The sequence below is a fragment of the Paenibacillus sp. FSL R5-0490 genome, from assembly GCF_001956215.1.
GTDB lineage: Bacteria > Bacillota > Bacilli > Bacillales > Cytobacillaceae > Cytobacillus.
Genome location: NZ_MRTQ01000005.1, coordinates 71679 through 84040, shown reverse-complemented (window position 1 = coordinate 84040; position 12362 = coordinate 71679). Strand labels below are relative to the sequence as shown.

The window sequence follows — 12362 nt, the reverse complement described above, 5'->3', positions numbered from 1 at the left end:
GAATGAAGTATATTAAGGAAGCGAATATCCCGCTTTCCTCAGTTCACGAACCGTTCTGGAGACAGGAAGACCGACAACAGAGAAATAATCTCCGCTTATACTTTTTACAAGCATGCTGCCAATGCCTTGTATCCCATATGCCCCTGCCTTGTCAAACGGTTCACCGGTGCCAATATAAGAGTTAATTTCTTCATCTGTTAACTCCCAGAACACCACATCAGTTTTTTCATAAAATGTAATGGCATTTTTTCCAGGCGTCATGATAGATACACCTGTGTAAACAGAATGAGTGGTTCCAGACAGACTTTTCAGCATAATGAAGGCTGCCTTGCTGCTGTCTGGCTTTCCTAAAACAGCGCCGTCCTTAACAACCACTGTATCTGATCCAATTACATATGAATCAGGGTGCTTATTAAATACAGCCTTTGCCTTTCTATGGGCAAGCTCCTTCACGATCTCTCCTGGTGTCAGCACTGGATCAAAACTTTCATCGACATCACTGCTGGAGACTTCAAATTGCAAATGAAGATTTTCAAGAAGTTCTTTTCGCCGCGGGGAAGAAGAGGCTAAAATGAGGTTTTGCATGTAATCACCTTACCTTTATGTATCATATTGGGAGATACAGGTTTATCGTATCAAAAAATTGCCAGACAAACAATTTTAAAGAAGAAATTTACGGTATTTTCATATCAAATAATGACAAAAAGAAAGAGTCTGTCTAAATTTCCCGAACAGACTCCGCTTAATATGTGATATTTCCCAGAAAATATTCGAATCTTATAACCTTATGGCACAATATGCCGGGTCCTTACTGCCCGCCTGACTGAAGAAGTAACTGATAAGCCGCAAGAAACCCAAGCAGGTGCTCCTGAATTTTACCTGCTGCTGCAGCATCACCTGACTGCTGGTAGGTTTCCAGTTGCTTTGAAGCATTCAATAGTTCTTCTCTAACCGAAATCAGGCTTTTATTTTGAATTTTATCGGCCTGAAGTTCATTCACTGACTTGATGTGGCTTTCTATTTTTTCAGCCGTTTCAGGGGTTATGGAGCTGCCGAGAGTTGCACTGGCTGCACCTTCTGACAGGCTTTGAAATAAAACAGGAGCAATTTCAGCCAGTTTTTTCTCTTCGGCATTTACTCCTTCAATTGCTTTGCCTTCAAAGGTTACTTCTTTAGCAAATACATCAATTCCCTTGCTTTTAAGATCAGCTCCTATTTCCTTCGCCTTATCAAGGCTGCCTGATACCCCTAAGAAAAGAAAAGTCTGCTCTCCCATTGTTATGGATTGGCTATAAACCCCTTTTTGAGAGTTGGCATCCTTGATTTGCTGAGCAGCTTCGCTGTTTGAAAAAACGCCCCCTTGAACTACATATGTTGCAATTGTTTCTAAACCCGCAGATCCTGCAGGAGTCTGCAGACTTGCTTCTGCCGGCTTTTCATTAATTGGAGGCGCCTCCACAGTTTCAGCTGCCTGATCTGTGAATACCAGCTTCAGCATGATGAATCCGAAGCTTGTCCCAAGAAGGACCGCAAAAAAGACAGCGAGAAAAATGGATGTTAAGAATCCTTGCTTATTTCTTCCCCGGAATTTCCTGGCCAGTGTACTCAGACCATTTTTAGCTGGTAATTTAGGAGGAGCTGCTATTTTATATTCCTTTATATCCGCATCTTCCGTTTCCTCAGGCAGAATCCAGTCAAAGCTGTCATCCGCCTCTTTGCCGGCCGCTGTTTGTATGGAAGCGAAAAATTCAGTTTGATCCTGCTTTTTCTGTCTATCCAGCTGTCTCGGATCCCATGATTTTTCCTTCATTTCTTCCTTTTTCTCCTGAAACGGACGGTCCTTGCCATTAATCTTTATCGTGATTGTTTTTTCGCTTTTAGGCTTGTCCACATCTCATCCTCCCTTCCGTACCGTTTCCTGAATTGTTTCCATCCTAACATAATGAAAAAAAAAAATAACAAGACTTTTGTCGTCTTGTTACGGAAGGATTTCGTCAAATTTTTCATTCGGATTTTTGGCTAATTCTCAGTAATGAATTCTGGATCCAATTTATTTATGGGAATACCTTCATTGCCATTTGAGTAGCATAAACTCCGCTTTTCTCCTATAAAGCAAACAGCTGTTATCGATTTTCCGCTGACAACAGCATAGGTACTCTCCGAAGGCTGCAGCAGATTTTTTGTATCAGGATCTCTGATCGGTTCAATGAAGTCAGCATCAGCGAGCATTGAATATGTTACTTTTTCCGGCAGCATACCTCCGCTGATGATTTCATTTCTTATATAAAGCTCCGCTGATTCCTTTAATGCAAGAGCATTTCCCACAAATGCCTGATCCTTCACTCTTTGAACGACATTATTAACTGAAATGACGGCAATTAAAGAAATGATGCCCAATATGACTATGACGGCCAGCACTTCAATCAATGTAAACCCTTTATGGTTTAGTCTAGCAGCAGTTATCATATACTAGACCTCTCTTCGTTTTTTGGTTAAGGTGTCTGATTATCCTCCTCAGCCTCCAGTTCAGAGAAGCTGCTTAATGGATTCCTTTTATTTGATATTCTCGGAGTATCCAAAGGCGGGAGCTCCTTCTGCAACTCTGTCAATTCAGGGTAGTAATAGGCCGCTATCGCCAATTCAAATTCAACCATCTGGTCTTCCTGCAGGACACTCACAATTTCATCAAAGCCCGTATATTTCAAACTTTCCACCCTAAGAATCCTCTTTAAATCCAATAAATTTTTAATGAAACTTTCCATTTCAAAATAAGTATCTGCCTGCCCGTTTAGGACAATCGAAACCTTTTTAATACCATTTGGAAGCTTCTCTTCTATCAATGGATCTGTTTCTGAGGTTTCTTTCGAACCCTCCGTTTCAGAATTTTCTTCCTGAGGCTGATTCCCTTCTTCTTCAGAAAGGTCGATTTCTTCATCACTTTCAGTACCATTCATCTTCATTTCTATGATATTAACATCTGAAATAATTTCAGATTTTTCGATATCCAAAAGAAGCTGATCCAGAAGCCTTTTGACAGGAACCTGCTTTTGAAGCTCTACCGTACTCAATACGGTCTGCTCATTCAGCTGCTGAAGATTATTCTCAATAATGGTTAATTGCTGAGTGGCCATTTGCAGTTCAGACTGCTTCCTGGCCATTTTTTCGTTCACCGGTTTGATAAAGAGATAATTACTTCCAAATGCTATTCCCGCTATAAAAACCAATGCAAGCAAAACAAATACAAGCTGCTTTTTGGAAATTTCCCGGTTCACGGAGAATCAGCTCCTTCCCCTTGCTGCGCGGAGGAATCCTTCTCCTCTGTACTTTGGGTTTCATCCATTTCGGCGGCCTCATTAAGCAATGCCGGGTTAATTCTTAATTCAAATTCTGCATAATATCTCGGCTGTATGTTTGCCTGTTTTCTAAGTTCAGCTGCTTCGTCTTTTAAGATGTCTGCAGTTTTAGCTTCGCTTATAATCGCTTCATCAATCCACGGCAATTCTGTCAGACTATGCAAATAATAGGCGGCCTCGCTTTTCGCGTCAAATTGAACAATCTGTTTGACTCTATTTTCTTCATCCAGCTCAAACTCAATCACGAATCCTCGTTCAGGAAGAAGCCTTGTGATCTGTTCCATAAGATAGACTAATTCAAATGGCTGCTTTTCTGCCCATTCAATAGCAATTTTCAGCTCTTCTGCCGCATTGGAAGATTGATATTCTGCAAGCTTTGCCTGCTGAGCTTCAAGAATTTCATTTGTCTGGGTTATTCTTTTCTCAATTTGAAGAAGCTCAGTGTTCTTCTTTTCAACTGTTAGATATACAAACAAGAATGCAGCAATAAGCAAGACAGCAATAGTACCTAAAATAATATAGATGTTTTTGGTTCTTTTTTCCCTTTGAGGAAGAAGATTAATGTCAACCTGCATGCGCTATCCCTCTTTTAAGCCAAGTCCGATATTCACATGGAAAGCTGATTGCTTCAGCAGCTCATACTGTCCGCTGTTCAGGCAGTCCTGGAAAGAAGCAACTGGCACTTCCATTCTGTTTTTTATATCCCTATAAATATTCTCAAGCCATGGGTGGTCGCCGGTTACGATGATTCTGCTAATTTGGCGCTGTCCCTGATTTAATGAATATCTGTAAAAATTCATTACTTTTTCAATGTCATTGTAGATATCCAATAGAGGATGCAGCACTTCTTCTTCTTTACCGCTGTATTCCAGCTTCTTTTCTCCATTAGGCATTGCTGCTGTTACCCACTTGGTTAAGTCTGTCTCAATCGCAATGTTTCTCATAAATACCGGGATTTCTGATTCAAAAATGCTGCACACTGCAGAATTCAGGTCAATCTGAATGAGCATAATAGCTTCTGATTGCTGTTCTTCAAAATAGCTGCAATAAAGACGATACAGTGCGAGAGAAGAGATATCTGCAGCTGCGGGACGGAGTTTGACACCCTCGAATAGCTCTGTATATTCCATGACAATCTCTTCAGGAGCAGCGAACAGCAGGATTTCGGATGAACCCTTCTGATTTGAACTGAGAACATGATAATCAAAAACAGGCTCTTCAAAAGGCAGATGTATGCTGGTGCCGAGTTCCATATATAAATAGCCTTTAATCTCATCCTCCTGGACATCCCCTGGTATGGTCAGCTTTCTTAATACAATAAAAGGATCAGGTACAGTAAAATATACCTGCCTGCTTTTTATTTTCCACTCATTGACGCATTCTTCAAGGATAAGAGCAAGTGTATCATAATCCAGGATCTTCCCATCCTTGATAATCCCCGGCGGCAAAAACCGTTCATCCCATCTTGCCAGATCCAAATCACGCTGACTTTTCAGTTCTGCATATCGAATTACATGGTCTTTGATAATTAAATTTACATGCTTCTTTTTTCCGGGAAGAAATCGCATTGCCATGATGAAAAACTCCTTAATTATGTTAGATTGGCCTAGGGAAAAATAAGAGCCGGAATAGTCCAGCTCTTATTTCAAAATGCCATGCCCTTTATAGGAATGAATGAAAGTACCACACAATTATTTCTCTGCCATAAAAATAAGCCAGTAAAGTCCCAATCCCAATGAATGGCCCAAAGGGTATGGGCTTGCCTTTTTGGACAATTCCTACTATCATGCCAAGGCCGCCAATGGCGGCTCCGAATAATGTAGCCAGGAAAAATGAAAGCAAAACAAGCTTTACACCTAAAGCAATACCAATGACAGCATACAGCTTTATATCCCCGCCGCCCATGCCGCCTTTGCTGATTACAGCTATCAGCAGGAGAAGGAAAAAACCGAGTCCTGCACCGGCTATGCTGTCCCACCATGGAGAAAGCGGTATAAAAATGCGTTCTGCTATTAAGACAGCAGTAAAAAACAGCAAAACTTTATCTGGAATAATCATATATTTAAAATCAGATACAAACACAATAATTACAAGAGAAATCAGCGTCCAGGCAACAAATAATTCAGCAGTCCAGCCCATAATCATTGGTGCAGCGGCAAACAAGATTCCTGTTGAAAGCTCAACACCCGGATATATGGCTGAAACCGGCGCCTTGCAGCGCCGGCACTTTCCGCCAAGAAATATATACGATAAGACTGGAACAAGCTCCAAAGGTGATAGGGTATGCTTACAGTGCGGACAATGGGACCGCGGTATTGAGATAGACTGGTTTTGCGGGATTCTTAGGCCTGCTACGTTGTAGAAGGAGCCTAGGAGAAGTCCAATACAAAATATTATAATAATCATCGATTCTTACTTTGTAGTAGTTTTTTCTTTTCCATCTAAGGCATCTTTTTCTGTTGCAAAAGTCTTAGTTTTACCACCTTTTTTAACCATAATATTAGTATATTCATATTTATTCCCAGTACCAACATCGATCGTTATAGAGTATTCTTCTGGTGCATTATCTAAATATTGATTTAACTCTCCCTTGGTATTACTTAAAGTTATCTCGTCCGTAATGTTATTCGTTGAGGAATATAATTTCGCTGCATTTAATACTTGAACTGCATCTGCCTTTAATGCATCATCACGAGTTTTATCAATTAATCCCCCAATACTAGGAATCGCAATCGCCGCAATAATCCCCAAAATAACAATAACCGCAAGCAATTCAATCAAAGTTAATCCTTTTTGATCTTTAAGTCGTTTTCTTAGATTCTTAAGCATTTTTTCTCTCCCTCTCAAACTATTAGTTTATTTTTCCTGTTATGGTACTATTATACTAAATACTATAACTGTGAACAGTCGAATTTTTTAATATTTTGTAAATTTTTATCCAACATGCTGGAAGATTTCAAACATTGGCACCATAATAGATGTGACTATAGTCCCGACGACGCTGGCCAGGAAGACAATCATGAGCGGTTCAATGAGTGATTTTAATCTGTCGGTAGCACTTTCTACTTCTTTTTCGTAAAAGTCAGCTACCTTCCCAAGCATCGCATCCAGCGATCCTGATTCTTCCCCGATCGCAATCATTTGCGATACAAGCGGCGGGAATACCCAGTGTTTTTTCATCGGTTCCGTCAGAGACTTCCCCTGCTCCAGTGAATCTCTGGATTTTGCAATCACCTTTGCCATTACCTCATTCTCTACAATGCTTTCAACAATGCTGAGAGCCTGCAGAATCGGCACAGAGCTGGAAAATAATGAGCTTAAGGTTCTTGTCATTCTTGCTATGGCTGCTTTCTGAAGGATCTTCCCGAAGATCGGCATTCTCAGCAGGAAATAATCAAGATAATATTTACTGGCTTTATTGTTGCGAATAAACACAATGCTCATAAAGAATGCCAAGAATAAGATGATGACAAACCACCAGTATTGCTGCATAAACTCACTGGAACTGAGAACAAATTGTGTAATGGCAGGGAGCTCTCCTCCGAAGTCCTTAAACATTTCCACAAAAGTAGGCACAACAGAAACAAGCAGAAAGATAACTACTGCAATAGCTATTATGCCGACAGTTATCGGGTAGGCAAGTGCTGATATGATTTTCTGCTTTGTGTAATGCTGTTTTTCAAAATGGACCGCAAGCCTTTCGAGCGTTTCGTCCATGTTTCCGCCTGCTTCTCCTGCTTTGATCATATTGACGAACATTCCGCTGAAGATTTTTTTATGCCTTGATGCAGCATCTGAAAGCGGAAGCCCATCACGTAAATCCTGTTCGACAGCTATTAATGCCCTCTTGAGTGCTTTGCTTTCAGTTTGCTTCGCAAGTATAGCGGTTGATTCTACAACTGTGACCCCCGCTTTCAGCAAAGTGGCAAACTGGCGCAGATAGATGACAAAGTCCTGGAGCTTGACCGGATTGCCAATTGTTATTTCTTTTGTTAAAAACGTCTCCGGCACTTCCTGAACATCCTGAATCCTTATACCGCTTTCCTTCAGCTGAAGCATGGCTTCCCTTTTAGAAACAGCTGTCACGATTCCAGACTTCTTCCCTTTGCGGTCACGCCCGCTGTATTTATAGCGGGGCATGATCAGTCACCTTTTCCTGTATGTAAGGCAATGCTGATTCTTTGGCGATTTTTCCGCTCTCCAATAGAGAAGTAATACTTGTCTCGAGTGTATGCATTCCCTGGGCGCGTGACGTTTGCATCACATTAACGATCTGGTAGATCTTTTCATTTCTGATCAGGTTTGACACAGCAGAATTATTCATAAGCACTTCTGTAGCTGCATGACGGCCCTTCCTGTCTGCTGTGAGAAAAAGGCGCTGCGATATAATCGACACTAATACAGAGGCAAGCTGTATTCTGATTTGCGCCTGCTGGGAGGACGGAAATACATCGATAATTCGGTTAATCGTAGCTGGAGCACTTGAGGTATGCAGTGTACCAAGCACTAAATGGCCCGTTTCGGCCGCTGTTATGGCTGTTTGGATGGTTTCCAGGTCACGCATTTCCCCTACAAGTATCACATCCGGGTCCTGACGCAAAGCCGCTCTTAAACCATTTGCGAAATGCTTTGTATCAAATCCCACTTCCCGCTGGTCAATAATGCAATTTCCATGCTTATGAAGATATTCAATCGGGTCTTCAAGCGTAATAATATGCTTCCTCATTGTCTCATTCATGTAATGAATCATTGAAGCCAATGTCGTTGATTTTCCGCTTCCCGTCGGCCCTGTCACCAGGACCAGCCCCTGAGGCTTTTCCGCCACTTTCTTTAAGACAGGAGGAAGCCCCAGTTCTTCTAAAGCAGGAATTCGTGTAGGAACAACACGGATGGCCAGTGAGATGCATGACCGCTGAAAATAAGCGTTGACTCTGAAACGGGACAGCCCGGGTATTCCATAAGAGAAATCCAGCTCGCCATTCTCCTCAAACTTTTTCCATATGTTCGCAGGAATGATGGCTTTAGCCATACCCTCGGTATCTTCCGGACGCAAACTTTCTTTCCCATATCTTTTTAAATCACCATTAATCCGTATGACAGGAGGTACCCCAACAGTCAAATGCAGATCCGACGCCTTCAGCTCATATGCAGCCCTCAACAGATAGTCTATTTTTGTCTTCATACCGTTCTCCTAATCAGGTATAGCTACCCGTAATACTTCTTCAGTAGTTGTAATGCCCTGTTTTACTTTTAGCAGTCCATCATCAATAAGAAAAACTGTTTTATTTCTAATTGCGTAATCCCGAAGCTTTGAAAATGATTCACCATTCATAATGATTTTTCGCATCTCATCATTAATAACCAGCACTTCATGAATGGCAATTCTTCCTTTATATCCAGTCATGTTGCAGGAGGAACAGCCTTTCCCCCGCACAACCTTCTCAAGTTTTATGCCTCTTTTTGCAAAGATCTCGATTTCCCGCTTAGCCGGCTGCTGTTCCTCTGAACAATCACGGCAGACTTTCCTTACGAGCCGCTGTGCCACAATTCCGCTCAAAGACGATGCAACAAGGAATGGTTCAACACCCATATCCAGAAGACGGGTGATGGAGCCTAATGAATCATTTGTGTGAAGGGTACTGAGCACAAGATGTCCAGTCAGTGATGCTCTAATGGAAACTTCCGCCGTTTCCCTATCCCGGATTTCCCCTACCATAATGATATTGGGATCCTGGCGCAGAATGGCCCGTAAACCTTTTGCAAACGTCATCCCGACATTGGAATTTACCTGAATCTGATTAATTCCTTCAAGCTGATACTCAACCGGATCTTCAACCGTTATAATATTTACTTCTTCACTGTTCAGGCGATTTAAAGCCGCATATAAAGTAGAAGATTTCCCGGAACCGGTAGGACCGGTTATTAAAACAATGCCTGTAGGCTTTTCAATCATTTCTATGAATCTCTGAAGATTTAATTTATTGAAGCCAAGTTTATGGATGTCGTTCAAAGCACTGCTTAAATCCAGCAAACGCAGCACAATTTTTTCTCCGTACACCGTGGGCAATGTGGAAACCCTCAAGTCTACCGGATGAAAATCAATATTAATCTTTATTCTTCCATCCTGAGGAATTCTGTGCTCAGTAATATCCAGATTGGACATGATTTTAATGCGGGCTGAAAGCACACTTTGCATATGCTTAGGAAGAACACGCTCCGTTCTTAAAACGCCATCAATCCGGTATCTGATCAGCACCTTTGTTTCCTGGGGATCAAGATGGATATCACTTGCCTTTAAAGCAGCTGCACTGGCAATAATCTGATTGACAAGCCGGACGACAGGCGAATCTTCATCCGCCATCTGCTTATCTTCTGCTGCATCCAGATTCCCCGCTGTTCCCAGCAGTTCCTCGAACCCTTCATTCATATCGTAATATTTATTAATTGCCCGGAGAATGTCATCTTTTGTGGCAATGGCTGCTTCAATTTGAAAGCCTGTTGATAACCGCAAATCATCAATTGTGTAAAAGTCCATAGGATCTGCCATAGCTACAAATAGCTTCTCTCCGTCTTTCTTTAATGGAATGAGAAGATTCCGCTTCGCCACATCTTTTGGCACAATGCTGAAAAGCTTTGTATCAAAGGGATAGCGATACAAGCTGACATGGGGAATTCCAAGCTGAAATTCAAGAACCTCAATCAGCTGCTGTTCTGTAATAAATCCTTTTTGAAGCAATACATCACCGAGCTTTTGATTGGAATCCTTTTCTCTTAGAGATGTTTGAAGCTGTTCCCCGGTGATAAGGCCGGCGTCAACCAGCAAATCTCCCAGTCTCTTGCGCATCTGCTTCATACCCACCACTGCCTTACCTTTTTATTTGACGGCTTCATTATCTAGTCCCCAAAGATCTTCATCATTTTTATTTGCATTCTTGCTGGTTCCTTTGTTGCTGTCTGTTTCATTTTGCTTATTGTCAGGTTTCTGTTCAGCTGACGGTTTTTCATCATCTGATTCTGATTTCTTATCGTCAATGCTTCCACTGTTTTCAGGCTCAATTTCCGCCTTATCAGTGTTCGCCTTATCTTTTTTAATAGCCAGACTGTATATAAGAACCTCATGTACTGGCGGATAGAAGTCTTCCGCTATTTTCTCGGAGCTTATTATTTTTCCGGCTTCATCCACCTGATCGCGGAATACATGTACCAGGATGCCCTCTTTGCCTTCAGCTCCGATTCGTTTTTGTCCAAATGGCAGCTTGGCATCTATTTGAATTATTGTTTTTGGCTTAAAGGTCTGCTTATCTTTAAGAGAAGGCTGATACGTGTAAATCGTCTTAGGCCCCTTAACAGAAACATACAAAAGCTTATCAAGCTGCTGAAAATTAATCACATATTTATGATCATTTGGATTAGTAAAAATGAAATCCATTTGTTTCTCAGAGTCGACTCTGGCCTCAAAACCCGGTTCAATATATCCCGGAAGCAGCCTTCCTATATGCCTTTCTGTAATCATAAAGTTGGTGTTCAGCAGGGCTTTGTATAGAGCAGATGAGATGATGCTCATTTCGTCTGCCTCGAACTGCTGACTTCCTCTTTCTTCAGCCAGATCAAGAAAAGAAATCTGCGAATGCGGACCAACTTCGATGCTGGCCTCATTGCCAGTCCACATATTGATAACACTTTCTTTTCCGGAGATTTTAGTTGATGATTCAGCAATCACCTCATCCTCAATAAGGTCTCCGGGTAAATAGTTTTGCAGTTTTATCGTATGATTCCCGCTTTCAAGCAGGTTTGCATACATAAGAAGGTCTGCTATGAGAGTATCCTGATCGATGCCTTCTGCATAAAGCTCCGGCAGTATTTCTTCCAGAGTAGCATTGAGTTTTTCTTCATCTATTTTTGCGATAAGATGATTTTTTTTGCCTGACACTGCCAGAGAAATACTTTGTTCTACATCAAATTGATAAAAAGACGGGATGTCCTTGACCTCTTTTGTTACTTCCTGAAATTGCATTGACAGAACCATTTCATTAACCCATTGGGCCTGCTTTTCAGATATATAGGATAATGCCCGGGGCTTGTCCATACCTGTTACATCTTCGTTTCCGATAAAAGTTCCGGAAGCAAATTCGCTTTGATCAGAAAAAATCTTTCCGTATGCTGCAGTTCCAAAATATGAAAAGCTAAATATAAACGAGGTACAGAGTGCCGTAATCAAAAACAGCTTTATAATCTGAGGATTCCTCACATTGAGCTTCCTCCTTCAATTATGCGTTCACATTCATTGACAGGTTTACAACCACATTTGGGCCTTCTTCTTGAGCAATCTGTACATCCTGTTCGGATAAAATCCGGCCGGAAGGGAACAATATGTTTCCATTTAAGTCATAGATATCCGCTTCTAATTCTTTGCCGACTAATAATTCCATTTGTTTGTTTTTCAATGATTGAAGCTGATCCATGTTTTCTCCATCACCTGGAAGAGCTTCATTGCTCATTACAGGGTCAAGCAATGATACACTGTTTAGAAATCTTTCAGATGCGTCTTCTTTTACAATAAGAATATCTTTACCGTATGTTAAGATTTCTTCAGCAGCTAATACTGCAGAAGCATCTGAAAGCTGAATTTCAACACCTAAAATGTTTCCTGTATCTTCATCTGTGTAAAACTCCGCTGTTTCCCCCAATAATTGGCCTTTTCGTGTCATTACCTTAGTCTGGGTAATGCGAATCTTTTTGTTTACCAGCTGATTTGCAATTGGGATTTCATTTAAATCAATTACCGCACGGTCACTTTCCACTGTTACCGCGTATTCTCCAATACCAATAATTTTTTTGAATGGAATGGCCTTTACACTGACTTGCCAATCTTCGTGCTCGATTGTTAAGAAATCGATTGAACCTTTTTCAGGATTTATGACTAATGTTTTCACTGTCCCAATTTCCTGGCCTTCCTGAATAGAGATAATAGGAAGACCTGTAATTTCCGTACTTTTTTTCATCTTAACA

Annotated in this window: 13 protein-coding genes; all 13 read right to left on the bottom strand. The window is 41.2% G+C overall.

What is annotated here, in order from left to right; translation table 11 throughout:
- Positions 1-12 precede the first annotated feature (12 nt).
- Positions 13-585 carry a Maf family protein gene (locus BK139_RS05435; protein WP_076257358.1) on the bottom strand — a complete coding sequence of 191 codons (573 nt, stop codon included), beginning with the start codon at positions 583-585 and terminating at the stop codon, positions 13-15.
- 223 nt (positions 586-808) lie between these two features.
- Positions 809-1891 (bottom strand): hypothetical protein, encoded by a 1083-nt coding sequence (locus tag BK139_RS05430; RefSeq protein ID WP_076257357.1) that lies wholly within the window; start codon positions 1889-1891, stop codon positions 809-811.
- Positions 1892-2019: 128 nt separating this feature from the next.
- Positions 2020-2466 (bottom strand): type II secretion system protein, encoded by a 447-nt coding sequence (locus BK139_RS05425; RefSeq protein WP_076257356.1) that lies wholly within the window; start codon positions 2464-2466, stop codon positions 2020-2022.
- Positions 2467-2492: 26 nt separating this feature from the next.
- Positions 2493-3272 carry a pilus assembly protein PilO gene (locus BK139_RS05420; protein ID WP_076257355.1) on the bottom strand — a complete coding sequence of 260 codons (780 nt, stop codon included), beginning with the start codon at positions 3270-3272 and terminating at the stop codon, positions 2493-2495.
- Positions 3269-3928 (bottom strand): PilN domain-containing protein, encoded by a 660-nt coding sequence (locus BK139_RS05415; RefSeq protein ID WP_076257354.1) that lies wholly within the window; start codon positions 3926-3928, stop codon positions 3269-3271. The genes BK139_RS05420 and BK139_RS05415 overlap by 4 nt, the downstream gene beginning before the upstream one ends.
- A 3-nt stretch (positions 3929-3931) precedes the next feature.
- On the bottom strand, positions 3932-4927 hold the full coding sequence (gene pilM / locus BK139_RS05410; RefSeq protein WP_076257353.1) for a type IV pilus biogenesis protein PilM: 996 nt from the start codon (positions 4925-4927) through the stop codon (positions 3932-3934).
- An 88-nt stretch (positions 4928-5015) separates the two neighbouring features.
- Positions 5016-5759: a prepilin peptidase gene (locus BK139_RS05405; protein WP_076257352.1), complete on the bottom strand. Its 744-nt coding sequence runs from the start codon at positions 5757-5759 to the stop codon at positions 5016-5018.
- 6 nt (positions 5760-5765) lie between these two features.
- Positions 5766-6182, bottom strand: a complete 417-nt coding sequence (locus tag BK139_RS05400) for a prepilin-type N-terminal cleavage/methylation domain-containing protein (protein ID WP_076257351.1) — start codon at positions 6180-6182, stop codon at positions 5766-5768.
- 105 nt (positions 6183-6287) lie between these two features.
- The gene (locus tag BK139_RS05395; RefSeq protein ID WP_076257350.1) at positions 6288-7493 is read right to left on the bottom strand and encodes a type II secretion system F family protein; all 1206 of its coding nucleotides are present in this window, start codon (positions 7491-7493) and stop codon (positions 6288-6290) included.
- Positions 7480-8535 carry a type IV pilus twitching motility protein PilT gene (locus BK139_RS05390; protein WP_076257349.1) on the bottom strand — a complete coding sequence of 352 codons (1056 nt, stop codon included), beginning with the start codon at positions 8533-8535 and terminating at the stop codon, positions 7480-7482. Before BK139_RS05390 ends, BK139_RS05395 begins: the two co-directional genes overlap by 14 nt.
- Positions 8536-8544: 9 nt before the next feature.
- Positions 8545-10206 carry a GspE/PulE family protein gene (locus BK139_RS05385; protein WP_076257348.1) on the bottom strand — a complete coding sequence of 554 codons (1662 nt, stop codon included), beginning with the start codon at positions 10204-10206 and terminating at the stop codon, positions 8545-8547.
- Between the two features lie 21 nt (positions 10207-10227).
- On the bottom strand, positions 10228-11601 hold the full coding sequence (locus BK139_RS05380; RefSeq protein WP_076257347.1) for a VanW family protein: 1374 nt from the start codon (positions 11599-11601) through the stop codon (positions 10228-10230).
- A gap of 19 nt (positions 11602-11620) precedes the next feature.
- Complete coding sequence (locus BK139_RS05375) at positions 11621-12355, bottom strand: PRC-barrel domain-containing protein (protein WP_076257346.1); 735 nt, start codon at positions 12353-12355, stop codon at positions 11621-11623.
- Between the last annotated feature and the right edge of the window lie 7 nt (positions 12356-12362).